This is a genomic window from Paenibacillus sp. OAE614 (assembly GCF_040546645.1).
Taxonomy (GTDB): domain Bacteria; phylum Bacillota; class Bacilli; order Paenibacillales; family Paenibacillaceae; genus Paenibacillus_AQ; species Paenibacillus_AQ favisporus.
Genome location: NZ_JBEPOD010000001.1, coordinates 3670000 through 3695126, shown reverse-complemented (window position 1 = coordinate 3695126; position 25127 = coordinate 3670000). Strand labels below are relative to the sequence as shown.

Annotated in this window: 28 protein-coding genes and 1 pseudogene; 15 read left to right on the top strand and 14 right to left on the bottom strand. The window is 48.2% G+C overall.

The features are described from left to right. The first annotated feature begins 39 nt into the window (after nucleotides 1-39). Entirely contained in the window at nucleotides 40-1437 is a 1398-nt protein-coding gene (locus ABIE48_RS16945) for a family 4 glycosyl hydrolase (RefSeq protein WP_192713834.1), read from the top strand. A 71-nt stretch (nucleotides 1438-1508) separates the two neighbouring features. On the opposite strand, the gene ABIE48_RS16940 is transcribed toward ABIE48_RS16945, so the two are convergent. From ABIE48_RS16940 to ABIE48_RS16930, 3 genes are read right to left on the bottom strand one after another with little or no spacing between them, the layout of a single operon-like run. Beyond that, complete coding sequence (locus ABIE48_RS16940) at nucleotides 1509-1970, bottom strand: hypothetical protein (RefSeq protein WP_145018291.1); 462 nt, start codon at nucleotides 1968-1970, stop codon at nucleotides 1509-1511. Between the two features lie 5 nt (nucleotides 1971-1975). Beyond that, entirely contained in the window at nucleotides 1976-2767 is a 792-nt protein-coding gene (locus tag ABIE48_RS16935) for a hypothetical protein (protein ID WP_192713835.1), read from the bottom strand. Nucleotides 2768-2789: 22 nt separating this feature from the next. Beyond that, entirely contained in the window at nucleotides 2790-3242 is a 453-nt protein-coding gene (locus tag ABIE48_RS16930) for a CBO0543 family protein (protein ID WP_354519334.1), read from the bottom strand. Nucleotides 3243-3525: 283 nt separating this feature from the next. On the opposite strand from ABIE48_RS16930, the gene ABIE48_RS16925 reads away from it, so the two are divergent. Next, complete coding sequence (locus ABIE48_RS16925; RefSeq protein ID WP_145018297.1) at nucleotides 3526-3930, top strand: hypothetical protein; 405 nt, start codon at nucleotides 3526-3528, stop codon at nucleotides 3928-3930. Nucleotides 3931-4032: 102 nt separating this feature from the next. On the opposite strand, the gene ABIE48_RS16920 is transcribed toward ABIE48_RS16925, so the two are convergent. The 3 genes from ABIE48_RS16920 to ABIE48_RS16910 form a co-directional block, all read right to left on the bottom strand. Beyond that, nucleotides 4033-5253, bottom strand: coding sequence for an MFS transporter (locus tag ABIE48_RS16920; protein ID WP_167372861.1), 1221 nt, complete (start codon nucleotides 5251-5253; stop codon nucleotides 4033-4035). A gap of 363 nt (nucleotides 5254-5616) precedes the next feature. Further along, entirely contained in the window at nucleotides 5617-7803 is a 2187-nt protein-coding gene (locus tag ABIE48_RS16915; protein ID WP_192713836.1) for a M56 family metallopeptidase, read from the bottom strand. Beyond that, complete coding sequence (locus tag ABIE48_RS16910; RefSeq protein ID WP_076164669.1) at nucleotides 7800-8177, bottom strand: BlaI/MecI/CopY family transcriptional regulator; 378 nt, start codon at nucleotides 8175-8177, stop codon at nucleotides 7800-7802. The genes ABIE48_RS16915 and ABIE48_RS16910 overlap by 4 nt, the downstream gene beginning before the upstream one ends. 227 nt (nucleotides 8178-8404) lie before the next feature. Between ABIE48_RS16910 and ABIE48_RS16905 the strand changes: the two genes are divergently transcribed. Beyond that, a complete protein-coding gene (locus tag ABIE48_RS16905; RefSeq protein WP_145018302.1) occupies nucleotides 8405-9220 on the top strand; it encodes a nucleotidyltransferase family protein in 816 nt (271 codons plus the stop codon). Between the two features lie 94 nt (nucleotides 9221-9314). On the opposite strand, the gene ABIE48_RS16900 is transcribed toward ABIE48_RS16905, so the two are convergent. Beyond that, entirely contained in the window at nucleotides 9315-10334 is a 1020-nt protein-coding gene (locus tag ABIE48_RS16900) for an alpha/beta fold hydrolase (protein WP_192713837.1), read from the bottom strand. Nucleotides 10335-10472: 138 nt separating this feature from the next. Here ABIE48_RS16900 and ABIE48_RS16895 point away from each other — a divergent pair, with 138 nt between their 5' ends. Then, on the top strand, nucleotides 10473-11378 hold the full coding sequence (locus tag ABIE48_RS16895) for a LysR family transcriptional regulator (protein ID WP_116230145.1): 906 nt from the start codon (nucleotides 10473-10475) through the stop codon (nucleotides 11376-11378). Between the two features lie 137 nt (nucleotides 11379-11515). Here the strand turns inward: ABIE48_RS16895 and ABIE48_RS16890 are convergent, their stop codons facing one another. Continuing rightward, on the bottom strand, nucleotides 11516-12391 hold the full coding sequence (locus ABIE48_RS16890) for an aminoglycoside phosphotransferase family protein (protein ID WP_192713838.1): 876 nt from the start codon (nucleotides 12389-12391) through the stop codon (nucleotides 11516-11518). Nucleotides 12392-12580: 189 nt separating this feature from the next. Continuing rightward, nucleotides 12581-14044 (bottom strand): alkaline phosphatase family protein, encoded by a 1464-nt coding sequence (locus tag ABIE48_RS16885; RefSeq protein ID WP_260869121.1) that lies wholly within the window; start codon nucleotides 14042-14044, stop codon nucleotides 12581-12583. A gap of 125 nt (nucleotides 14045-14169) precedes the next feature. On the opposite strand from ABIE48_RS16885, the gene ABIE48_RS16880 reads away from it, so the two are divergent. Together ABIE48_RS16880 and ABIE48_RS16875 are read left to right on the top strand one after the other, a co-directional pair. Then, nucleotides 14170-14463: a protein kinase family protein gene (locus tag ABIE48_RS16880; protein ID WP_192713839.1), complete on the top strand. Its 294-nt coding sequence runs from the start codon at nucleotides 14170-14172 to the stop codon at nucleotides 14461-14463. Continuing rightward, nucleotides 14423-15064, top strand: coding sequence for a phosphotransferase enzyme family protein (locus ABIE48_RS16875; RefSeq protein ID WP_192713840.1), 642 nt, complete (start codon nucleotides 14423-14425; stop codon nucleotides 15062-15064). Before ABIE48_RS16880 ends, ABIE48_RS16875 begins: the two co-directional genes overlap by 41 nt. Nucleotides 15065-15095: 31 nt before the next feature. Here the strand turns inward: ABIE48_RS16875 and ABIE48_RS16870 are convergent, their stop codons facing one another. After that, nucleotides 15096-15992, bottom strand: a complete 897-nt coding sequence (locus tag ABIE48_RS16870) for an NmrA/HSCARG family protein (protein ID WP_192713841.1) — start codon at nucleotides 15990-15992, stop codon at nucleotides 15096-15098. A gap of 126 nt (nucleotides 15993-16118) precedes the next feature. On the opposite strand from ABIE48_RS16870, the gene ABIE48_RS16865 reads away from it, so the two are divergent. Continuing rightward, nucleotides 16119-16451: a winged helix-turn-helix transcriptional regulator gene (locus tag ABIE48_RS16865; protein ID WP_105442613.1), complete on the top strand. Its 333-nt coding sequence runs from the start codon at nucleotides 16119-16121 to the stop codon at nucleotides 16449-16451. A 100-nt stretch (nucleotides 16452-16551) separates the two neighbouring features. On the opposite strand, the gene ABIE48_RS16860 is transcribed toward ABIE48_RS16865, so the two are convergent. After that, on the bottom strand, nucleotides 16552-16797 hold the full coding sequence (locus ABIE48_RS16860) for a carboxymuconolactone decarboxylase family protein (protein ID WP_192713842.1): 246 nt from the start codon (nucleotides 16795-16797) through the stop codon (nucleotides 16552-16554). Nucleotides 16798-16977: 180 nt separating this feature from the next. Between ABIE48_RS16860 and ABIE48_RS16855 the strand changes: the two genes are divergently transcribed. From ABIE48_RS16855 to ABIE48_RS16845, 3 genes are all read left to right on the top strand, one after another. Beyond that, nucleotides 16978-17331: a winged helix-turn-helix transcriptional regulator gene (locus ABIE48_RS16855; protein WP_145018320.1), complete on the top strand. Its 354-nt coding sequence runs from the start codon at nucleotides 16978-16980 to the stop codon at nucleotides 17329-17331. 105 nt (nucleotides 17332-17436) lie between these two features. Then, nucleotides 17437-17736, top strand: a complete 300-nt coding sequence (locus tag ABIE48_RS16850) for an antibiotic biosynthesis monooxygenase family protein (RefSeq protein ID WP_192713843.1) — start codon at nucleotides 17437-17439, stop codon at nucleotides 17734-17736. A 3-nt stretch (nucleotides 17737-17739) separates the two neighbouring features. Further along, on the top strand, nucleotides 17740-18366 hold the full coding sequence (locus ABIE48_RS16845; RefSeq protein WP_192713844.1) for an NADPH-dependent F420 reductase: 627 nt from the start codon (nucleotides 17740-17742) through the stop codon (nucleotides 18364-18366). A 174-nt stretch (nucleotides 18367-18540) separates the two neighbouring features. Here the strand turns inward: ABIE48_RS16845 and ABIE48_RS16840 are convergent, their stop codons facing one another. Further along, nucleotides 18541-18918 carry a VOC family protein gene (locus ABIE48_RS16840; protein WP_145018354.1) on the bottom strand — a complete coding sequence of 126 codons (378 nt, stop codon included), beginning with the start codon at nucleotides 18916-18918 and terminating at the stop codon, nucleotides 18541-18543. Nucleotides 18919-18923: 5 nt separating this feature from the next. Further along, nucleotides 18924-20396 (bottom strand): MFS transporter, encoded by a 1473-nt coding sequence (locus ABIE48_RS16835; RefSeq protein ID WP_192713845.1) that lies wholly within the window; start codon nucleotides 20394-20396, stop codon nucleotides 18924-18926. Nucleotides 20397-20547: 151 nt separating this feature from the next. Between ABIE48_RS16835 and ABIE48_RS16830 the strand changes: the two genes are divergently transcribed. Beyond that, a complete protein-coding gene (locus ABIE48_RS16830) occupies nucleotides 20548-21348 on the top strand; it encodes a helix-turn-helix transcriptional regulator (protein ID WP_192713846.1) in 801 nt (266 codons plus the stop codon). 10 nt (nucleotides 21349-21358) lie between these two features. Here the strand turns inward: ABIE48_RS16830 and ABIE48_RS34480 are convergent. Then, nucleotides 21359-21478: pseudogene (locus tag ABIE48_RS34480) on the bottom strand (dihydrodipicolinate synthase family protein); the annotation flags it as partial. Nucleotides 21479-21696: 218 nt separating this feature from the next. Between ABIE48_RS34480 and ABIE48_RS16825 the strand changes: the two are divergent. The 4 genes from ABIE48_RS16825 to ABIE48_RS16810 all read left to right on the top strand — a co-directional run bounded on the left by ABIE48_RS16825 (nucleotide 21697) and on the right by ABIE48_RS16810 (nucleotide 25069). Beyond that, on the top strand, nucleotides 21697-22026 hold the full coding sequence (locus tag ABIE48_RS16825; protein WP_076164694.1) for a PadR family transcriptional regulator: 330 nt from the start codon (nucleotides 21697-21699) through the stop codon (nucleotides 22024-22026). Between the two features lie 14 nt (nucleotides 22027-22040). Then, complete coding sequence (locus ABIE48_RS16820; RefSeq protein ID WP_076164696.1) at nucleotides 22041-22904, top strand: pentapeptide repeat-containing protein; 864 nt, start codon at nucleotides 22041-22043, stop codon at nucleotides 22902-22904. Nucleotides 22905-23068: 164 nt separating this feature from the next. Further along, the gene (locus tag ABIE48_RS16815) at nucleotides 23069-24313 is read left to right on the top strand and encodes a serine hydrolase domain-containing protein (RefSeq protein WP_483312656.1); all 1245 of its coding nucleotides are present in this window, start codon (nucleotides 23069-23071) and stop codon (nucleotides 24311-24313) included. Nucleotides 24314-24580: 267 nt separating this feature from the next. Beyond that, entirely contained in the window at nucleotides 24581-25069 is a 489-nt protein-coding gene (locus ABIE48_RS16810) for an NUDIX hydrolase (protein ID WP_145159274.1), read from the top strand. Nucleotides 25070-25127 lie beyond the last annotated feature (58 nt).

The window sequence follows — 25127 nt, the reverse complement described above, 5'->3', positions numbered from 1 at the left end:
CTCCTATAATGGACTTATATCATACGAGGAGGGTTATTTGTGAACGGTGTGAACATGCAGCAGCCGAAGGTCGTCGTCATTGGAGCAGGCAGTCTGTTTTTCGGTCGTCAGTCCATTTGGCAGATGGTCCATTCTCCATACTTGAATCAGGGAACGCTTGCTTTGGTGGATACGGACGAAGAACGATTATCGAAAATGGTCAAACTGGCGGAGATGGTGGCCCGGGAGAACAACGTATCTTTGAAGGTGGAGGGCTCGACGGACCGAAGACAGCTGCTTCCGGGGGCTGACTTTGTCGTACTCAGCTTTGCGGAGCAATCGGTCAAATACCGGGGCATCGACTGCCAAGTGTCATTAAAATACGGCATTCGCATGTGCTCCGGGGATACAATCGGTCCAGGCGGTATATTTCGGGCGATGCGGGAGCTGCCGGTCATTATGGAATGTGCCAGAGATATTGAAGAAATGTGCCCCGACGCCTGGGTGATCAACTATATTAACCCGTCTACCGTACACGGGATCGCTTTACACCGGTATGCGCCGAAGCTGAAATCTTTCGCGCTGTGCGACAGCCACCATATGCCGCATAAAAAGGCCTATTACGCAGTACGGGCTGGAATTATTGAGGACAGAAGCGGGTTCAACGAGGAGATCGACCGGAAGTTTGACTTCCGCGTCGCCGGCGTCAACCATTTCACGTGGCTGCTGAAAGCGGAGTTCGAAGGCAAGGATGTCATGCCTACGATCGCGGAAGCGATGCGCAAAGCGGCTGGCGAGGAGAACAACGGGGGAGACCATGGGGCAAAGGCGCTTCATAACGACGCCATTACGTATGAGCTGTACGATATTTTCGGGTATATCCCTACGTGTACGGCCCATACCAAGGAATACGTCCGTTATTGGCAAGGTCACGGCAAGACGCCGGACGCCATTCCGCCGTTATCGATATGGGAGACGGAGGATCGGTATCAGCGTCACGCCGAGATGTGGCGGCAGGTCGACGACTTCCTCACAGGAAATATTCCGATTGTCGATTACATGAGTACCTTCGGCCCGGATCATGCGACGGACATTATCGAAAATATGGTGGGCAACTTGGGCAAACGGTTCTTCATCAATACGCTGAATCGCGGCGCGGTCACAAATATGAGCGACGACTCGTTCCTGGAACTGCTGTGCGACGTGAGCATGGACGGGGCGAAGCCGGTTCACGTAGGCGAGATGCCGCGGGGAATTCGGGGCATGCAGGAGCTTGTGCTGGATACGCATGAGCTTACGGCGGAGGCCGTCGTGGAGCAGAGCTACGAGAAGTTAAGGAGAGCGATGCTGACGGATCCGCTTGTGAACTCGATCAGCGACGCAGACCAGATCATCAAAGAACTGCTAACACTTGAGCGAGAGATGATCCCTGATGCCTGGTACCAACACTTGTCTTAACCAGGTTTGGCGTCATGAAGCATCAGTATATAGGCGAAAAAAGCCGCATGGTTGCGGCTTTTTGTATTTTCTTAAACGACCCTTGCTGTTCCAAATGCATAATGATGCCATAAAATATCTTCCACCGTATCAGCCTGCTCCTCCTCGCACTCAATCAAGAGGATCACTTCCGAATTTTTGCCCCGTAACAGACGCCGCTGCTTTTTAATGACTTTGTAGTAGAACAAGTCGATGCAAACCCCAAGGATAAAACCAACTGACGTGCCAATCAGGCCGCAGTAGATCGGCCCCCAAGCCAGCTTAAAACCGACACTGGCACCAATGACGGCAAACGCCGTTCCAAGCGCAGCTCCTGTGCTGATCAATGAAATGCCGTCCGCGTTGTGAATGCTGTCAAACAATCGCCGCTCTGTTTTGCGATTCGTTAAAGGTACAGCGAAAATGTTCTCTTTGTTGATTCCGTTTTTCTCCAGAACCGTGATCGCTAATTCCAAATTGGTGGAATGCTCAAACGTTGAAAATATTTGTACCATTTAGTTTATTTCACTACCTTTCCCTTTTTTACTTGAAACGAAGGGCTTTGGTAATGCTTGATCAGGTAGCTCTTCTGCTCGTTGTTAAACAGCTTGTTGTTTTCCACGGTGTTTGCATATGAATCGTACGCTGCAAATCCCCACATGGAAGGCATGAACAGCAGCCATTGTTTGTCAAGCACGGCCGTTGACTCCGTTAATTGACCAAGGAACAGGTACTGGACGGACAGAAGCAGTTTGGAGAAATATAAAAATACGATCGTCCAAGCAAGTGCGAAAAACGCGGTGACGATGCGGTGAATGTGCAGCTGTCCAAGCCCTGGCATAAATAAGGACCAGATGACCGACATGACGGGTTGCCGTTTATCCAAATAATTAATCTCCATCGCTCCGATGGTAAAAGAGTTAAATGGCGCATTTTCTTTTTCAGCGAGCAAATAAACTTTGTTCATATCGACGGATGTTCGGTAACTATCCCATATGCCAAACAAATAAACCGGAATATACATGAGCATCCACCTTGGTTCCAGGACCTCTTTCGCTGCCTCAATATTCCCGCAAAACGAATGTACCATCGCCAGATTAATCTTTGCGTTGTAATTGACAATCACTTCCCACATAAACAAGGTGAGCCCACGTAAATATTTGCTTAACAGGAGGTGCCCAAAACCCGGAAATGCCGCAGACCACCAAGCAATGATATACGGATTGCGGATATGAAACTGGGTGGTGCCGGCAATGGAAATAAGGGCTTTGTAGCGGCGGAATTTGTTTTCGACATTCCTGTAATTATCCACGAACTTTCCTCCATAAATACACTTAACGATTGGCTGTTTGCCTTCTCACGAGTTTCAGATTACACACAAGAATTAAGAATATAAAGGGATATAATACAGCTGAATACCACAGCTTCCAACCGTTGTAATAAAAAAAGTCAGTCTGTAAGGTTAGCCATTCAAAGCTGATCGAAAATGCGGACCACACTAAAATATATATGATTTTGGACCACATTCTCTTATGAAAAGGGAAAAAATTCAAGAACAGAAAGCTGACGGACGGGAAATACATGATAATCGCCAACATAGACAGCCACTGGAAACCTGGCAACAGATAACCATAGAGATCATAGTGCAGGTCAAACACCACATCCGTTGTAAGACCGAATGCGTAGGCAAAAAAGGAAGTCGCATAAACCTCAATCCTGCTTAAATTTTTGGGGACAGAAAAAGAGACAATGTCGAGTAATAAAAAAAATAATAATACATAGACCATGCTTATTGACCACATCCCGTTTTGATCCGGCGCAGTTTCTGTGCCTGATTAGCATTATTGGATGATTGAGATGATAATAAACCCCCTTCTTTGAAGAGATACAAAAGCCCAAGGACTTATCCGATTTATCATCGGTGAAGCCATTGTGATACGATTTCTGTTGTGCAATATTAGTCTCCTAAGAAGATCATACTTTTGGCCGGGTCGTGTTTCTACCCAAGCACTACCATAGGGACAGCATACATTAATAGAGTCAACTTATGATGATTAAGGAGGAGATTTGATGGGGAACAACAATATTCACGGCTGTCCCGCTCCACAGAATATTACATTGGTGCAGCGCTTGCAGGCGCTTGTGGGACGAACGGTTACGGTGTTCCAGCCCGGGTTTCCGAGATTAACCAAAACGACAGGCAAGCTCTCCAATGTGACCAAGTCCTCGTTTACAGTTGGCAAGACTGTAGTCGCAATCCAAACCTCCTTCTATATCGTCACGAACGAAAGGGTTATACGGACGAAACCCTTTGACTTGACGGCCACCGCAGAAGATATCGGCGAACTGAACGGGATTTTAATCCGCGTGGGCCGGGGGTTTGTCGAGTTTGTCCAGACCCCGGGCCGAAGAGTGCCTACCATTTTTCCATTAAATATATTTACTGAAGTGATTTGCGAAAGCGAAGAGGAATAAGAACCGAACCAAAGCGAAAACCTTCAATCCGTTGTGACATGGATTGAAGGTTTTTTGGAGTTTAGACGCTACTATTTTATTGTAAGATGCAATGCAGTTTTTTTACCCTTCTTCCGTCGAGTACGTCTTCAGGTTCCGAAGAACAGGGAAAAGCCAATACATCCAGATTACGGCAACAGCTAAGGTGCCAACGCCGCCGATGATGGTTGCCGGCACGGCGCCGACCAACCCGGCCATCGTACCGGATTCAAATTCGCCGAGCTGATTGGAGGTGCCGATGAAGAGCGAGTTAACGGCATTGACCCGGCCCTGCATCTCTTGGGGCGTGTTCACCTGTACAAGCGTCGAACGGATCACGACGCTGACGACGTCGGCTGCGCCGGTGAGAAACAACGCGAAGAGCGAAAGCCAGATGCTGCGGGAGATGCCAAACAGGATGGTCGCCAAGGCGAACACCACGAGCGATGCAAACAGCGTTTTGCCAATGGCTTTCTCAATCGAAATTCGCGTGAGAATCAGCGAAACAACGATCGCGCCGACAGCTGGCGCTGCGCGAAGCAGGCCGAGACCGGTGGGACCGGTTTTCAGGATTTCGTCGGCAAAGATGGGCAGCAATGCCGTCGCGCCGCCGAGCAGAACGGCGAACAGATCGAGCGAGATGGTGCCCAGGATGATTTTACGGGCGAATACGAACCGCAGACCGCTGAAAAAGGTGTCGATCCCGACGGCATCCAGCTTTTTAACGAAATGAACGGTCTTCACGAAGAAAATCAATACGACGGATATAAGGAGCGCGACCAGCGTTGTGATGTAGGCCGTAGAGATGCCCCAGATCACGAGTACGCCTCCGAGCGACGGGCCAACGATCATCGCCGTTTGCATCCCCGAGGCGGACCAGGCGGCCGCCTGCGGCAGCTGCTCGCGGTCGACGATATCCGGCACGAGGGCGGCAGAAGCCGGGCCCTCGAAGGTACGACAAGCGCCAAGAATGGCAGCGGCGATCAACAAATGGACAGAGGTGATCCAGCCCTCAATGCTGCTGATGACGAGAAAGACGACGACAGCGCACTCCATGAGTTGGCAAATATAAACGATGGTACGGCGATCATAGCGGTCCGCCGTCTGCCCGGCCGGCAGCGTCAGCAGCAGCATAGGCAGGAACTGGGCCAGCCCGACAAAGCCGAGCTGAAAGGCGCTGTCCGTCAGTGCGTACATCTGCCAACCAATGACGACGGACAAAATTTGAAACGCGCTGGCCGAGAAAATCCGCGCGATCCATAAGTGCAAAAATGAGCGGTTATGGAGCACGGACGAAGTGTTCACATTCAATGCAAGTCATCCTTTCTCGATGTGAAAAAAATGCCGAACGTATAGTTTCGGTAAAGCGAAACTATGTATTTGCTTACATAGTGCTAATTCATTTTATATGAAATGAAAAAAAGAAGGAAGGGAGGGGAAGAAAAACATTCTCAGAACCGCCAAGGCTGTCTTATACTTGGAGGCCACTGGAGATGTAATGCATACGTTACTTGGACGATTCAATGTTTAGGGGTTGTTAAAGTAAACCGGATCTTAAGTAACGGCGAACTATAATGTGAAGATTACAAGGAAGCCCCTCACGATAATGATCGAGAGGGGCTTGCTTATTATTCGTGCTATTTCCGAAAGTTACCTTTTCCCCAGGGACTATTGCAATGGAGCAGAAATCATAGCTTTCAGGCTGTCTTCCGGGAGTTTGTCCATTCCCCAGAAAACGGCAGTATAATAAATATCGTCCTCCTTCCATAAGTAATAAGGAAGTTTTATTTTATCGTCTGATGATAAGTAGACATGATTTTTGTCTTCATAAGCCGAAATTTCGATGCCGTCCATCTCCATTGTCCGGGTGAGCGAGAGTTGGGACGCGTCGAAAAGCGGCTCTTTGCTCTGATATAGCGAGACAACGGTTGAGGAATCGGAAGGTCCGTGATAAGTTGTCCATAGTGCGTCCGCCGCTTGTCTGAAACCATACCTGGTATTCTGGTCGCCGGCTCTAAGCAGTACCGAACCGCTCAGTTTATGTTCGGGCAATTCCTGAGGGATTTTCACCTTAAAGCCGAGAATGTTCTTCGCCGCAAGCAAATCTTTCTCATCATACAGGGGAAATGAGTTTCCAGCTCCGTCGTAGCGGACATGCTGTACTTCCTTCGGCATAACAAAAGATTGCACCATTTTGGTGAGATCTTCCTGCGACATATACTCGCTATAATAATTGATTTCGTACCATACGTGGTCATCCTGCCAGTAGAAGCTTCTGCCGGTTTCCGGCCTTTTCTTGTCGCGTCTCATATCCGTGAATAACGTGCCTTTGACATTGCCGATCGTGACAGCTTCCTGTCGGTATTCAAGCGGCTTGTTCGGATTTGGGGGAATCTGAGAATAAGGAGCTCCCTGCAATTCACCTTCCTCCAACAAATTTCCCTTGCCCTTAGAAGCCTTGACCTCTATGGTTTGTTCATTTTTTTGGCCAAAGTTAGATACAAAAGTAATGGATACTCCGTCGATAATAGGATCGGTATCATGAATGTTGGTGACGTTCTTAAAATATATGATATCCTCCAATTGATAACCTTCAGGAAGATAGTCAGGTACTTTATAGTTATATTTTGGGAAATCGAGTGCCCGATCCAGACTATGAAACCATCTGAATCTGTCGTTGTATGTTGGATAAAGATTCAAACCAGTGTTTACGGATGGTTCCTCCATATCCAACTTAGTATCCTTCCCGGCATCCGACGCATTGGTGAGCAAGATGGCTCCCAAGACCATAACCAAAAGAATCGCAGCGGCGGATAGCTTATACGAACCTTCCTTAAACTTGGTAATCATCTTCATTCTCCGTTTCGCTTCATATTTGCTGTCCCCAAAATGCGACAGGTTGATGCCAGGAGGAGGTTGATGGGAAAATGAACGCGATAGCATGAGTAACGTCTTGCCATATGGCAAAGCTTCGCGCACTCCCAGTGTTTCAAGAACTTTTGCGTCGCAGGCCACCTCCTGATCGGCCTTCATCTTTCTTATGGAAAGCCACACCAAAGGGTTGTACCAATGCATCCCGACGGAAAGAGCCCACAGGGAATTGAACCATAGGTCCTTACGTTTGTAGTGCACCAGCTCGTGCATCAGGATATGCGTCAGCTGGTTTGGGTCGGCGATCGTGCAAATATCTTCAGGCAAATAGATCCTTGGCTTCCATAAGCCATAAAGACAAGGACTGCGAAGATGGCTTGTTTCATAGGCGTATATTCGTTTTTTTATGTTCAGCTTTCGTTTACACGCTTCAAGAACGTTGAGTACTTTAGTTTCCTCAATCTTTAGGGAGTTTCCAACTCTTTTTCTGAAAATGAGCGTGCTCAGCAGGTAATATCCTCCCAAGCATAGAAGCCCTACAAGCCATACCAGTGAGCCGATCGATAGCCAAGTCAGTCCATTCGTAGTGCCTGTGGAATGATCTTGAGAAGAACGTGTTACGAAGGAAGACCCAAGTTCCTCCGCCGGATATGGAGTGAGTTCAGGAAGCTGTTTTTTTACATCAGTTTCATTGTATTGAATTTCCGTGCTTGATCCGTTCTCACTTTGATGAGTAGGTTGTATACTATCCGAATTCCATTCCATCGGGAACGTTTGCGGCAGCACATTAAACAGGCTCACCGGACTCTGCGGAGCAATGGGAACCAGAAGCTTAATTAACACAATAAACCACAATATATAAACAACTCTAGGTTTAAGATGCTTTTGGAACAGCTTCCGGATTATAAGCAATAACAGTAGGATTACCGTCGATGCCACTGACGCTGCGAACAGAAGAGAGAAGGCCGTTTCCAGATACTTCATGACTTCTTCTTGTTCTCCAAGATTTGTTGAAGCTCCTCAATATCTTTCTCCGAAAGTGTCTCTTCTTCGAGAAATTTTGCGCACAGCATCCCTACAGCTCCTTTATAAACTCTATTCAGGAATGAGCGATTCTCGGCTTTCAAGTATTCATCATGCGAAACCAGCGGATAGTAGAGGTAATTCCGGCCGGACTTTTCAAATCGAATGGCCTTTTTCTTGTGAAGCCTATTCAGGAAGGTTTTAACTGTCTGGTCTGACCATTGCATTTGCTGGGTTAATTCGGAAATGATCTCGCTGGCGGACATAGGCTCCTTTTGCCAGAGAAGCTTCATCACTTCGCTTTCGGCTTCGGTAATGTGCGGGGATTCGTGCATGGTATTCACCTTTCTTGGTTTTTTGTTTACAGCTGTAGACGATATTTAAAGTTTACAAATGTAAACGTAACGTGTCAAGCGCAAATCGAGCCCCCTGAAGGCAACAAAATACTCATACTTTTAACGCCCGCATCCTTGACAACGGCATACAGTTGACGATTAATCTTTGCAAATGTTATTTTGTAATAATACCCATTTTATGGGTCACAAATTAAGGGGTGCTTGGAATGAAGTTACCTTTACACGATCGATTCATTAAACAAGCAATTGAACATGTAAGCAAAGATCAACGTTTTATGGGCCTGCTCGCGGGCGGATCTATGATGCATGGAGAAATGGATGAGTATAGTGATCTGGATTTAATTATCGTCTACGACGATGCTTTTCAAAAAGAGATCATGGAACAACGCATCCAATTTGCCGAAAGGCTTGGTCATTTACTTTCTGCATTCACAGGCGAGCATGTTGGGGAACCCCGATTGCTTATTTGTTTATATGGACCAGCCCCTCTCCATGTCGATTTAAAATTTGTTCATTTGGAAGAGCTCGAATCCCGGGTCGAGAACCCACTGATTCTTTGGGAGAGAGGTAGTGGAATTTCAACAAAACTCAATAATACAAGTGCATCTTTCCCCTCCCCTCAGCCTCAATGGATCGAAGATCGCTTCTGGGTATGGGTTCATTACTGTGCTGCAAAATTAGGGAGAGGCGAATTTTTCGAAGTGATCGATACGATAACATTTATGCGGAATACAGTGTTAGGACCATTGGTACTCATCCACAACGGTCGTTCCCCGAGAGGAGTCCGAAAGCTCGAAAAGTATGCCCTCAAGGAAATGGAGGAATTACAAGGAACGATCCCTATCCATAGCTTTGAAAGCTGCTATCATGCGTTAAAAAATACGATCAAGATGTATCAGCGTCTGCGCCAAGGTTCGGAAATTGTGCCAAGGAACGAAGCAGAACGCGTTTCCATCGAGTTTCTTGACTGTATATATTCAGAAAATTCCAATGGCAGCTCGTTCAACGAACGGAAACTATAGCGCAGCATAACACAACAGCAGCCGATCCAACTGATCGGCTGCTGTTGTTACTATAACTAGGGTTTGTTAAGTTAGGTGTTATGAGCTCAATGATCTATTCATTTACGCGAATCGCCAACAGGCGTTTTAGGTTGTCATCAATAAATTGATTATCTGGAGGATTGATTCCGCGGCCGGCAAAATGGCCCCAGATCGACTCGATCGGTTTAAAAACCGCATGAGGTATAAGCTTAGCCTCATATTCATTATCGTCCGCCGGACAGAAGAGATCCGTACTTCCCGGCATGATGCAGGCATGTGCCTTAATGCTTCCCAGCGCCTTATCGAAATCCCCGTTATAAGCGGGGTTTGCACTGATATCCGCATGTTGGCCGGTCCATAACATGGCCAGCACGTTGTGCGGATCCATCTTCATAAAGCTATCTTCCCAGACGCCAGCCATAAAATCTGCCAAAGAGCTGAATCCCATCTCACGATAAATTTCCTCTCTGTAAAAGGCTTGAGATACGCCCCATCCTGCATAGACATGGCCAACGGCGCGCATGTCAGCAGAAGTCAACACGTCAAGTTTACTGGAATCGAATCGGACTGCAGCCATGAGCGCGGCTTTCATTCCGCCGAGGACCACATACGTTTGGGGCCAAGTCTTTGCAACTCCGGCGAAAGGTGCGATTCGTTCCACCATGTCGGGATAGCTTGCCCCCCATTGGAAGGCTTGAATGCCTCCCATGGACCAACCGACAACGAGAGCAATCTTCTCAATGCCGAATTTTTCGGTCACCAGCCGATGCTGGAATGTAACGTTGTCATAGATAGTTACTTGCGGAAAATTCGCCCGGTCGAAAGGCGGAGGCGTGTTACTGGGAGAGGAGGATAATCCGTTGCCCAGCAGATTGGGAACGATGATGAAATATTCTCGCGGATCCAGTGCCATGCCGCTGCCGATCAACCATTCATTTTGAACATGCTGGTCGCCAAAAGCCGTTGGATAGACGATGACATTATCTTTTTTCTCATTCAATCGGCCATAAGTCTTATAAGCAAGAAATGCGCTCGGTAACGTTACTCCCGATTGCAAGGTTACGTCACCCAAATCAAAAATTTCATAATCCATCACATCGTTTGCTCCTTTCAAAATGAAACCAATAGATTGTATTGCTTGTTGTCAGTATAGTTCTGTGTTACTCTCAATAAAAGTGAATAGAATTCAAAGCAGTGTTCAATATTTTTGAAAATGAAAGGGGAGCGTGTGATGGAATTGCGCCAGCTGAATACGTTCCGTACGGTTGCATCCACATTGAATTTCAGTCGGGCTGCGGAAGTGCTAAACTACGTCCCCTCCAACGTCACGATGCAAATAAAAGCATTGGAAGATGAGCTTGGGGTTCGTCTCTTTGACCGCTTGGGCAAGCAGCTTGTTCTCACGACGGCGGGGAAACGCTTTTTAACTCACATTCAAGGTGTTCTGGACAAGCTGGACGAAGCTCGCGGTGCCGTTCATGACAATGAAGATTTAACCGGCACCCTGACGATCAGTGCCAATGAGGTCGTGTGCGCCTATCGGCTCCCAGCTGTCTTTCAACGATTTCGCTCGCAGCATCCGGGGGTTCGTCTGATCTTCCGCTCCGTTCCAAATCTAGAGCTCAAGCAAGCACTATTTGAGGGAACTGCCGACGTCGTCTTTATGCTGGACGAACCCATTCGCTCGAGCGGACTTGCCGTGGAGCCGTTGGTGGAAGAGAGGTTCCGCCTTTTTGCTGCTCCTGACCATCCTCTCGCCAAAAGAAATCTGCTGCAGCTGGAAGATTTTCACGGAGAAGTGTTCCTGACGAATGAAAAGGGTTGTCCTTACAGAACCATGTTCGACCGGTCATTTGAGAAAGAGGGGATAGATAGTATTACGTATCTAGAGTTTCAAAGTGCTGAAGCTATTAAACAATGCGCCGTTTCGGGAATCGGTATTGCCTTTCTTCCTGAAATCGTAACGGAAGCTGAAGTTGAACGGGGCGACCTTGTTGCTCTTCCATGGGAAATTCCGGATCTGCACGTGTATACCCAGATGTCCTGGCATAAAGACAAGTGGCTTTCACCAATTATAGAATCTTTTATAGAAACGGCAGGGGAAGTACTTGCAAATTCCCCTATTCATGCCGTGTAGTTCGCGGAACGATTCATTTAACAAAAAAACCAGTTCTCGTCTTTATCGACAGACGAGAACTGGTCTGGTTAAGATGAATCGTGGGGGAACGTATCTTATGGCTAAAAGGGCTCGTCTAGAGGCATAAGGTGCCTTCCTTACAGCCGCTTGTAGTCCTGGACGATGGTGTCCACCACATGCTTTCCCCAATCAGCAGCTTCCGAGCCCTTTTCATTCCAATCATAGGTGATGAGCCCTTTCCAGAGGGCCCAGCCGCGAGCGCGATGAATGGTGTCCTCATCAAAATCCATCCGTTTCAGGAATAGGTCGCGGCTGGCTTCATCAAAAAAGTTCCAGGCCATCACAAGGTCGCTCGAAGGATCGCCTACGCCCATCGTTCCGAAATCAATAACGCCGCACAGTCGTCCATCCCTCACCAGCAAATTGCCTACGGCAACATCACCATGCAGCCATAGCGGTTCTGATTGGTATCTTGTTGCAAGGGCAAGCTCCCATATTTCCGTTAGCAGCTTGTGATCGTATTGACCGGATAGCTTTTCGATGATCGTTCTTGTCTCATCATCATATACCGCAAGATTTCCCCCTCGATGAAAGTTCTGGACCCCTGCCGGGACGCCGCGGCTTGCGTCGATCGCCTCCAACTCTTGTAAAAAACGGGCGAGGTCTTCGGCAAATTGGTTGTGATCGGCTATGTTGTTGTGCGTGACCGTGTCGCCTTCAATCCAACGGTTAACGGACCAGGGAAGTGGATATTCGTCCGTGGGCGCTCCTTTTGCAACCGGAACCGGAATGGGGACGGAAAGAAGCGGCTTGAAAACGGGAAGCCAGGTCAGTTCTTTTTCAACAGCCGAGGCGTAGCGTTCATGGCTTGGTAAACGGACGGTCATTTCACTGCCCAGCCGGAAGGTACGGTTATCGTGGCCGCTTTTTTCTACAGGCTTTATCTCTAAATTCGCCCATTCCGGAAATTGGCTATCGACTAATCGGCGTACCAGCTCACAGGTAATCTCCATCTTCTCACCGCTTTCTAAAAAATGGTAATCAAATTATAACCTTTCATCTGCATCACCTCAAGGGTTGGAGAGACCGAGAAATAAGAACGTAAAAAACCGGGACATGTATAGCCCGGCTATCGCTATTTTTGATCATGTCTCTATGAAATCAGACCAGTCACCCAGGGGCAGAGCAATGTTATAATCAACTCAATCCTTTAAAAGTTGAAGAAAATAAGATTTTAAATCGACGACCCGCAGTGACTCCGGTTTATGGTCTGATCCGGCAATAATTAGAGGAACGAGCGACTCCGCTTGACTTATACCCCCGTGCCCTGCGCCCCCTATATGGGTGGGTGAACTGCCGTACTTCAATTCATATCCCGGCTTTGCGGTTACGACCATGTACTCCCCATGATGTGAATGTAAGGCAGCGGACAATCGCCGGAGAACATCGGGATAATGTCCATAGTCCACCGTGTTCTTTTGGGTATTGATTTGTAAATCAAGCACTTCGGGATCTTCGGCCAATGTCCATGATTGACGATAGGGATCAACCAAGTCTCCTTGTGACCGATAGGCGAATTTCTTGGATGATCCTGATCGAACAACGCGAATCCAATCATCATCTTTCCATGCCAATATATCGATTCTCGGGTCAGCCTTCAATACCTCTGATATTTGCTCAAAAGAATATTGTGAGGTTAGCTTATACAGATAAGCCATTCTATCATTGATGGCAAGAATAAGCTCGGTCTGGTCCGTGACAGTGCCTCCCTGCCGTAAAATGCGGTATCCGTTCAAGATTTGCCCTAAATCAATTACCGGTTGGCGATTTTTCGGGTGGACGTGAGCCATTCCGTTATCCCCCATAATGATGATTACGGCTTTTTTCAGAGCCTCTTCCGGTGAACCAAATGCCTGCAGCAAGGTCTTCAATTGGTGATCGGTGCGGATCACGCCATCCAAATTCGACGGCCCTTTTTTATGTATTTTTTGGTCCAGATCGGGGAAATAGACATATAGAAAATCAGGCAATTGCTCGTTTTGAATAAGATGCGTCACCATTTGGAGCGCATATTCATTGTTAAAGCCGAACTTACCGATGGGGCCCACCGGCAAACTTTTCACGCTTTTCAGCGGATTTGAAAATGCTCCATAGGCAAACAAATCCGGACCTTTGACCGTGATATTTTTAGGTAATGCTGTCGGCATATGAAGCCAAAAAGGAAAATTCAGCTGGTGATCCGCGCTTCCCCGATAGATCAAACCATTAACGGACCCCGATTGTAACCCCATACGGTCCAATTCTTCATAAATGGTCGGTATTTGCGGATTCAGGTGGTCGCCGTTCATACGGATTAAGGCATCATTCAAATATTGGTTGATTCCGTTCCTGTAGATTTCCCAAAATCCGCTGCCATAATTAATGACTTTTTTGTCTTGTGCTGAGTACCAGACCAGTCCCGGTACACGATGTTCATCCGGATACGTTCCCGTCAGCAGAGTGCAGTCAATCGACACGGACATGGTGGGGAATGAGGTAACGACATTCCTGTAGTATTGACCATGTTCCATCAAGAACTGAAAAGTTGGAAGTTTGTTTTGCTCGATTCCCTTATCAATCGACTGACTCATTAACGTATCGACACAAATGAAGATAATGTGCTGCAACCTGTTCACCTGCCAATTTTTTCTGCAAGCCTATTCTTAAGCCACATTATTTGCTTTCAGTATTCAAAATATTCGGCAAGCGGAATGTCATGTAGGATGACATCAGTATAGAAGGGGGAGTAGAAGTGAGCGATCGTGCGGATTTGGCGCTGCCATTGGATAAGCTTTTTGAACAGTTTAATATTAAAGTGGCCTCTCCATTGGGTGGGAGACTCAACCAGCATTGGCTGGTAAATTTCAAGAACGACCACCTTGTATTACGGCGCTGGTACAAAGAAACTCATTTGGATGAGATCGATTATGAGGTGAAATTGCTTAAAAGCATAGCTGAGCTTGGATGGCCTGTGGCAGCTGTTATTGAAGGGCCGTTCGAGATGGATGGGTATATCTGGGGGGGTGTTCCCTTATCTTTACGGTGAACCGCCATCTGTCGACAACCGGGCAGCCGAACAGCGTGCAAGGGGGCGGCTTATGGCTCAGTTTCACTCAGACCTTGGCAAACTCGGTGGAATCGGTCAGCGTAAGGATTGGCGGCGGTGCGAAGAGATTCTATTTGACTCCGAGTTAGATCGATTGCTGTCACGAAATGAAAAGCTGTTCCCTGAGGAAATACGAATTCTGCGGTGGCATTTGGAGCGTGCCCGCAGGCGGGTGGAGGAGCTGAAACTTCATTCCAGACCCGGGATCGTGATCCACGGGGATTTTACACCCTGGAACCTGCGATTCCAGGATGGGAAGCTCTCCGGCATACTCGATTTTGAGCTTGCTCACTGGGATCATCGAGTAGGCGACTTTGCTCTTTCTTGGCGGGGAAAGTACGACGAGGTCATTTATGGGTATGATGAAGTATCACCTCTTGAGCTTGAGGAGTGGGAACTGATCACACCCATGTGGTGGGCGGGGCTGATTGAGAATGCATGCAGGCACCTGAAGGAAGGAACTTGGGACGACGGCTGGATTGTCAGGAAATTGTTAGAGCGTTCACCGTTGATGGGACAGGACGCCGTCCCGTTCCGTTAAATGCGGCTGTTAGACTTCAGGATGATAAACTTTAATTTGTTTGGTTCGTTTGAAAAAGCACTTCGAACATCGCTTTCCCTTTCTTCTCCAGCCAAGTGTCAAAATCCATGAGACCAGGGTGTAGGCTGCGCAATGTTGGGAAATCGACTTCGTAGCCGTCTCCGTTTAACCATTCATAGATCCGGGCCAATGTTTCGTTGTGCTGACGTATCGTTTCAATAGGAATTTGGACATAGCTTATCGGGCGGCCTGTCGCACGAGTGATGGCTGCGGCAATGCTAGGCGGAGTCGGTGCATCACCGGCAATTTCGATCGTCTTGCCCAGAAATTTGCCGGGATGTTTGAAGGCCAGCTTGACGAATGCACCGATGTCATCCACAGCTATGCAATGTACAGGCACGTCCGGATTGGTGGCTTCAGCCAAAGTCCCATGCTGAATACCATAAAACGGACTGGCGTAACTTTCCATAAATCCCGACGGGCGCAAGATCGTTACAGGAAGGCCAAGCGTCTTAATGTATTGTTCAGTTTCCCACTTGGCAAAATAACGAAAGCGGGACTGTAAGTCAGCACCGCTATTCGATGAATAAACGAAATGCTGAACCCCGGCATTTTTCGCCGCATCGGCTGCATTTTTACCCCAACGAATTTCTTCGGCCGTTCTTGCATCGCTTGGCTCCCATGTAGGTGGTTGAACACTGAAGATTCCGTGTACTCCTTGCATGGCAGCATCCAGCGATGCGCGATCTCCCAAATCCCCCCGGAACAATTGAGCACCCGCTTGAGCAAGGGTTTGGGCTGCCTTACTTGAAGGATCACGGGTGAAAGCACGCACCTGCCAGCCATCAGCAAGCAGATGTGACGCTACCGCACCCCCTTGCTGGCCTGTAGCTCCTAGAACCAAAATCGTCTTCTGAAGTGTAGTCATATGCTTCCTCCTTCAAGGTAATGGAATAACTAATTGAAAGTGTAAATCATATATTATTTCTTTGTAAGGAGACACTTTGTTGAGTTATACTTACGAATAGTAAGTAATTTGTGAGGAAGTGATTGCTTGAACCCAAGTGATGAACAAAAATGCCTATCCGCGGTTAACGAAGCGTTACAAGTGATAGGCAGCAAATGGGCTTTCCTGGTAATCTCTCAATTGTATTATGGACCTCAGCGCTTTAATCAGCTGCGCCGAAATTTGAGCACCATCAGCATCAAATCTTTAACCGATATCCTGCGGCATTTAGAACATTATAAAATCGTAAATCGTCAGGTTTACCCAACAAATCCTATTAGCGTCGAGTACTCTTTGACGGAAAAAGGCAGGGAGTATAGGGAAGTACTTTTTCAAATGCGCCAATGGGGAGAAAAATGGGGTTCCACCCCAAATGAATAAAAGCTGATCACCCTTAAATCCGAGGATCCCATGTAATAAAAAAATGAGCACCGCCCCTTACGGACAATACTCATACCTGGAATAGCCGTTTTCTTTTGACTCATTCTTCTTCCGGATGGAATCCCATCGCCATCGACAGTCGGTTCCAACTATTGATCATCATGATTAACATCGTCAGATGGATGTACTGAGTTTCCGAAAAGTACTTCCTGACCTTATGATATACAGCATCCGGCACTTTAAGCGAGGGCAGCAACGTTATATGCTCTGTAAGCTCTAACGCTGCCTTCTCCATTTCCGTGTAAAGCTTGCTTTCTTCCCATTCACTGAGACAATACAACCTCATTTCGGATTCCCCTAATTTCCGGGCATCAGCTGCATGATAGGAAAGGCATCCAAGAACCGCTCACCGATGTCATACCCGCTTCTTGCCCGAGTGTATCGTCCTCATTACCAACTAGTCTAAGAGGTTTCATGTTAAAATATGGTATTAATGAAAAAAATCTGCTGTTAGGAGAACCGCATTATGACCAAAATATATAACTGCCCAGTAGAAGTAACATTAGATGTTGTAGGGGGGAAATGGAAGACTGTAATTCTACGTTATTTGTCCAAGCAAACTCTGCGTTACAGCCAGCTTCAGCATAAGATGCCAAACATTACGCAGCGGATTCTGACCCTTCAACTGAAGGAGTTGGAGCAGGATGGGCTCATTCAGAGATCCGTTTATGATGAACGTCTAAGGAAAGTGGAATATTCGCTTACCGAGTACGGTAAAAGCATCGAGCCGATTCTTGAGCTGATGTGTGAGTGGGGGAAAAGGCGCAGCCGGGAATACGACTTGCAAGTAAGAGACATGCATGTATTCGACGAACCGTAAGCAGCTGATAAGAGTAACGAACAAAAATGTGCCTTATTGTAAGATATTTAATGCTCCCGTATTATTCTTTTATAGAAAAAATTTACAAAGGAGGAGCATTCTTATATGGTAGTTGAAATCATTCGTTATCATATCCCACCAGAGTCATCAGAGCATTTTATACAGGCGTATAAGGAGGCAGGGGCTTTTCTCAAAAATTCGGAGCATTGCTTATCTTACGAAGTGATCCGAGGTGTTGAGGAACCCAATCACTTTATCGTCAGAATCGAGTGGGACTCCGTAGAGGGACACATGGAGGGATTCCGGACGAGTCCGGATTTTCAAAAATTTTTTGCATTGGTTAAACCTTATTTCAGTGCGATCTTAGAGATGAAACATTATCGCATGATTAACAGGGAGGTTTGAGTGATGAATATTGGTGTCATTGGGGCAGGGAATGTGGGAAGAGCGTTAGGAAATGCATTTCAGGTTGCAGGACATCACGTAGTTTACGGTGTTCGCAACCCTGAGAACACCCGCTACCAGGATTTGCGCGAATCAGGAAACACGCAGCTTACCAACATAGAAAAAGCAGTAAAGGACACCACGGTGACTTTATTGGCTGTACCTTGGCAAGCAGTAAAGGAAACGGTGGAATTGATCCCTGACTGGGATGGGAAGATTTTAATAGACTGCACAAACCCAATCAAACTTGATTTTAGTGGACTGGATTTTGAACAGGGCCATTCGGGAGCAGAACAAATCGCCATATGGGCGAATGGGGCACGCGTCGTAAAATGTTTTAATCAAACCGGTGCAGACAATATGATTCATCCTCATTATCAAACCTCAAAAACGCTGATGTTTGCAGCGGGGGACGAACAAGAAGCGGTCGAAACGGCTATCAAATTGGCCAGGGAAATTGGATTCGATGCAGTAAGTGCCGGCAAGCTGCATATTTCTCGGCAGCTCGAGGAGTTGGCATGGTTATGGATCCATCTCGCTATAAAAGAAGGCTGGGGCCATTCGTTTGCATTTGCACTGATGAAACGATAAAACGGGTGCGTCAGCCATTTCGTGTAAGACGACAAGAAAGCCCACTTACAGAAGCTGCGCACCTGCGGCTTTTTCGTTTTTTTTACCATAGGTGCTTTGAAGAGGCAGGGGAGGACAGTAATATAAAAACCCGATTAACCTAATGTTAGTCGGGCTTTATGCGCCTACTAGCTTTTATAGATTACATTTCAGGACAGAGTACATATGTCCATCAGGGTCAATAAATCCAAAGAAGCGGCCAATGTTTTCATTGCGGATGGGTGTAACCGGAACGCCTTTTGCACGCAGAAAGCGATAGAGCTTATCGATTTGATGAGTCTCAAGTCCGATCATAGGAACAGCTTTTCCTTCCATGTTTATTTTTCCATTGGATGACCTGTTATCAGATCTGGTAAGAATTAATCCTGGACCGCGCTCCAAACGTAATATTCCGATATCGTCATTTTTATATTGAACATCAAATCCGAGAAAGGATTGATACCATTCAAGCGAATACTCCAGATTTGATACAGGGATATCATTAAAACGGATTTGATTCAGGTAGCTGGTCATGCGGATCAACCCCTTTGCTCCGAAGCACGGACAGCTTTTTCGGGCTGCCGATGCTGTCCTGCTTTCATCAGGAAGATGAGCAGAAACGCATAGATTACCGACAAGATTAAAACAAATTCCAGCCCGATGGTAAAGGCGTGTGCGTAACGGGCGTGCGCGTCAGGCATGGCTGGAATATCCAAAGCACGATAGAAGAAGATTCCGACAAAACATACGCCTAACGCGGTGCTGAGCTGGGTCGCAGTCGTCAAAACTCCGGATGCCGCCCCGATATTCTCCTGACGGACCTTGGACAGGATGGTTCCGATGAGCGGCGCCGCGCAGGTGCCTTGCCCAATGCCAATTACGAACAAGCTCGGCCAAAGCGCCATCCAAACCAGATGACCGCCGTGATGATGGACAATTTCCAAAGTGTAACCAATGCCGCCTGCCGTAATTATAGCTCCGACTAACAGAACAGCCGGTCCGAACCTGCTCACGAGCTTAGGTGATGCCAGTGAAGCGAGGAAGAAGCCGATTCCCAAGGGCAAATAAGTTAACCCCGACGTTAAAGCAGAATAGCCGAATCCCTGCTGGAGCATAACGGCCAACGTAAAGAACAATGCCGAAGCGATCGCATAAAAGACGAGTATGAGCGATATGCCAAGGCTAAAGGAACGATCCCGGAAAAGTGAAGGGGAGAGCAGTGGCGATTTTCCATTTTCAAGCATTTTGCGCTCATATATAATAAACATTGTCAAACCTACCGGAAAGCAGGCAAGCAAGATGAACGACCATACGGGCCATCCAGCCTCACGGCCTTGAACAAGAGGAAATGCTAGCGCCAGCAGGCTTGCCGTTAAAATGATTACGCCTGCCAGATCAAGCCGTTTGGCTGAAGGGTTGCGCGACTCTTGAAGCAGCGGGATTCCGGCCAGTAACGCAGCTGCACCAATCGGAACGTTCACAAGAAACACGGAACGCCATCCCAAGCCAAACAGATTTTGGCTGATGAGGTAACCTCCGAGCAGCTGCCCGGATACGGTGGCGATGCCGATGGTCGCACCATATAAGCTGATGGCTTTCGCTTTTTCATGCTCGGGAAAACTCACTTGGATCATAGCAAGCACTTGCGGCATCATGGCCGCCGCAGTTATGCCCTGAAGCACGCGAAACAGGATCAGGTACAACGCGGAGGGAGCCGCGCCGCATAGTGCCGAGGCGACTACGAATCCCGACATCCCCATAAGGAACAAACGTTTTCGCCCAAACATATCGCCGAGCCGGCTCCCGGTAATCAGCAGAACGGCATAAGCCAGCGTATAGCCCGCTAAAATAAACTGAATGTCTGAGGCGCTTGCCCGTAAATCGGATTGGATGGAAGGAATCGCAACGTTAACGATAAAAGAATCAAGCAAAGCCATAAATGTTGCTGCCAACACCACCGCCAAAGCCCACCATCTGCGAGAATCAATGCGCCCTCCATTTGATTTGGTCATTTCAATCACCTTTCTCCAACAAGATATATCCCTATCCTAGATGAAAAAGGTTTTTTCGTAAGAATACCGTTTATACGATTATAAAAAATAATACCTAGCAAGAATGCACGTGAAAAATGATTTCATATGTAGATAGAGCGGAGGGAAGAGAATGGACGAAGATTTGAAACGCCGCAAAGAGTTAGGGGCATTCTTGAAATCGCGCCGAACGCGTATATCCCCGACTGACCTTGGTATCCAAAGCGCACCGCATCGGCGGACCAAGGGTCTTCGTCGTGAAGAAGTGGCGGACATCGCCGGGGTCAGCAACATTTGGTATACGTGGCTGGAACAGGGGCGGGACGTCCGGCCTTCTGCACAGGTTCTTGACAGTTTGGGCAAAGCGCTCCAATTGAACCGGTATGAGCTGCTGCATTTGTATACGCTTGCGGAACACCGTCCGCCCGCCACGGATTGGATGTCCGACATTCACATGGATCCGTCCCTGCAGCGTATGCTGGATAAACTAGAGCCTTTTCCCGCTTACATAAGAGGACCCAGATGGGACACGCTTGCTTGGAATCATGCGGCTTGCGAGCTGTTTGGCGACTTTAACCGAATGAACGTTCTGGAAAGAAACAGTTTGTGGCGAATGTTTGCCCGTCCCGATTACCCCGATTTGCTTCCGGACTGGCCGCATGTAGCCCAGAGCCTCTTGGCCCAATTTCGGACCAGCTACGGACAGCATATTGGCGATCCTTCATTCGAAGAGTTGGTTGATCTGCTCAAGAAGACGAGCGAAATGTTCAATCAATGGTGGGATCATCATGAAGTGCTCGGTATCCCGCTGGGACTAAAAAGGTTCAATCACCCAAGGCTCGGTGAACTTGCGTTCGAGCACCAGTCGCTTACGGTTGCCGATTGCCCCGACTTAAAAATGACTGTATATATCCCGGTTCAAGCGGATACATGATAACCTTCAATCAAGATCCTTCAATGGTTTGAATGTCAGCAAGTATGGACTTCAGCTGTTCCCTGGCGGATGGATCCAGTGGCAGCAAGGGGAGGGGTAGACTCGGACTTGAAACCAGGTCACTGATTTCCAAGTTGGAGTTGTTCAGTGGACTCATCATAGCCGCATTGTTGCGGCTTTTTGTGTTTTAAAGATATAGGCTTATGTCACACTCGTTTAGTAAAACAACCTTGGTTAACCATAATTTAATTATGTAAACCAAATACTTTGATCGGGAGTGTTTTAATAAATTAATTACCTTGACAGTCACAGTAGTGTATTGTATTATGCAGATATGGAGGTGATTGTATGAGTGACAACAAAATCACATCCGACCTGCTGCGAGGCCATACCGACACGATGATTTTACGATTATTATCCGAAGCGGACCGCTACGGTTATGAAATTGTCAAGCTGATTGCCGAACGTTCGGGAGGTGAGTACGAACTAAAGGAAGCCACGATGTATTCCAGCGTCCGGAGGCTTGAAGGGGACGGAGATATCGAGTGGTATTGGGGCGATGAATCGCAGGGCGGACGGCGCAAATATTTTCGAATTACCGAGAAGGGCAAGGAAACGTACGAGCGCAACAAAAGCAACTGGGAGTACGCCAAGCGTGTGCTTGAAAACTTGTTATAAGGGGAGTCGATGGGATGAACGAGAAATTGACGAACTATCTGAATGGGGTTTTTGCACCGTACGACGGGGTGAAGAGCGTCAGCGAATTAAAGGCGGACCTGCACTCCGATTTACAGGAGCGGTTCCGTGAATTGAAAGCCGAGGGGAAGGACGATGAAACGGCATTTGAAATGACCATCGACAGCATCGGCGACATTGAACAAACCGTACTGGAGGTGGCAAACCTCTCCCGGTCGCTCGAGCGGAAGGTGCTGACGAACCTCAGTGCGAGCAACTTGAAGGATAGCGACTTTGCGGGTGTTACCGCCCATCAGGGTAATTTTACAGCAAGTGCGCTCCGGGGCTCCGACTTTACGAACGCGGACTTGACCGGCAGTTCTTTTAAGAACAGCGACGTGAGAGAAGCCCGTTTCGACGGCGCCAATCTGACTGACTGCAACTTATCCACCCTGGACCTTGCGAATGCAAGCTTCAATAAATCCATCCTCGTGCGTACGAACTTCAGCAAATCATGGCTGGCCGGAGCAAAATTCACAGGCGTTCATCTGACTGACGTCAACCTGACGATGACGCCTCTCACCAAAACCGTTTTTGAAAACTGTGTTTTCGACGGGGTGGACTTCACGTCCTCCGATCTGACAGGGCAGCGCTTCGATGGTCAAATCTTCGTCGGCGTCAAGTTCGATAAAGCTGGATTGAAAGAAGTTTCATTCAAGGGCGCGACGCTCAAGAATGTATCTTTCCAAGGATCTATGTTGACCAAGAAATATTACCGCGCGATCAAAACCGTTTGTTTTGACGGGGCGACGATGGATAAGCTGACCTTTGCCGCACTCAAAGGCTTCGATGCCAATTTGTCCAAGGTTACGGTGATCTAGTACATATCTCGATTGGATACCCGGAACAGGAGGTGAGCCATCTTTTACTTGCCGATATTTCGTCTCGTTGATGCAGCTAATATACCTTTTTGACAAATGGCTTTAAAGCATGAATGACAAGAGAGAATCATAGGGCTGATAAAAAGTAAAGAGAGGTCATCCAAATGGAAAAGATGATATCGGGAAAAAGCAGCAGCGGCTTTTCCGAAACCGGGCTGCAAAGAATGCGCGACGTGCTGGCGCGGCATGTTGAAACGGGGAAAATTCCCGGGCTCGTCGCCCTGGTCAGCCGGAACGGTGAAACGCACGTCGAAGCGATCGGCACGATGCGCCATGACGGTGGCGTACCGATGCGCCGGGATACGATCTTCCGGATGGCGTCCACTTCCAAGCCGGTCACGATGGCTGCGGCGATGGTCTTGCTTGACGAGTGCAGGCTGCGGCTGGACGATGTGGTAGATCCGTGGCTGCCCGAACTCGCCGACCGGCGGGTGCTGAAGAGAGCCGACGGCCCGCTGGACGATACCGTGCCGGCGCGGCGTCCGATCACCGTAAGGGACATTTTGACCTCCACATTCGGGCTTGGTATGGATATGACGTCGCTGGGCACGCCGATCATGAACTCCATTTTCGAGCAGGGGCTCACGCCAGATCTGCCGGAACCGATGCCCGAGCCGGATGAGTGGATGCGCCGCCTGGGTGCGCTTCCGCTGATGCACCAGCCCGGAGAGCGCTGGCAGTACCACATCAGCAACGATCTGCTCGGCGTACTCGTAGCCAGGGTCACGGGCCAGTCGTTTGAGACATTTCTGCGCGAACGCATCTTCGATCCCCTCGGCATGAAAGACACCAGCTTCCATGTGCCCGCCGACAAGATCGACCGTCTGCCGCCCCTTTATGCCCCCAACCCGCAGACCGGTGAGTTCAACGTGTGGGACGAAGCCGAAGGGGGACGCTACAGCCAGCCTCCGGCGTTCCAGGGCGGCGGAGGTGGACTTTGTTCCACTGTTGATGACTACCACGCGTACTTTCAGATGCTGCTGAATCAGGGGATGCACGGGAACCAACGGATCCTGTCCCGGCCCGCCGTTGAGCTGATGACCACCAACCGCCTTACGCCCGAGCAGCAAGCCGCCCGACACGCCATGGCCACCAACAATGTCCACGTGTCATTCGGTCAAGGGCAGCACGGCGGCTGGGGCTTCGGGATGGCGGTGCGCACCTACCGTGGTGACTACGCGCCCATCGGCCAATTCGGCTGGGACGGCGGAAGCGGCACCTCGACCTACGCCGACCCGCACAACCAGCTCACGGGTATTCTTCTCACCCAGGTCGGGATGTCTACCCCGGATTCAGCACGGCTTATTCACGACTTCTGGACAATGGTCTATCAGGCCATCGAAGACTGACACCTGGGTAACATTAGCCTCGATGTACCGCCTCAAGAAAGGGCACAGAGCCTTTCGGAAAATTTTCCATCCATTTGAGATTCTGGGAATCGATCAGCATATTTAATCATGAAGCAGGTTTGAAGGCGGCCGTCATTATGATCGGCTGTCTTTTTATTTGCATGAACGTCTCACGCTTGCATGCCGCAAAGATGATGGATCAAAGCAGGAAAGTGCATGAAGAAAGAGGAATACATAGACAAATCATCAAGCTAAGGAGGTCTTGAATTGGCGTTTCCGACACATATAGTATCTGCAGGCGGTATTGTAGAAGATGGAAAGGGAAATATCCTATTAGTAAAAGCGCATGACGACGGTTGGGTGTATCCTGGGGGAATCACTGAAGTTGGCGAAAACCTGATGGATGGCGTGATCCGTGAAATCAAAGAGGAAAGTGGAATAGACGCCACGGTTAGCCATTTAATCAGTGTTGTTTCAAATACAGCGATCCATAAGTGGTATGACGGTGTAACCGATGTTCCCACGAAGGTTATGTTTGATTTCGTGTGTACAGCTGTGGGAGGAGAGTTAGCGACGTCTGAGGAGACGAGCGAATGCAGGTGGGTTCCAAAAGAAAATGTTCTGAATTTGATTACCTTACCCGCAATCCGCATGCGCTACGAAGCTTATTTGAACTTTAACGGCTCTGTGAATTATATGGAGTACGTCACTGCAACAACTTCTGAATGTCAGGTTAAACTTCAAAGAAACATTTAGTTGTACGTGCCATTAAATCCTTTCATTTACGGGATACTTTTATTTCAGGGTCATCCAG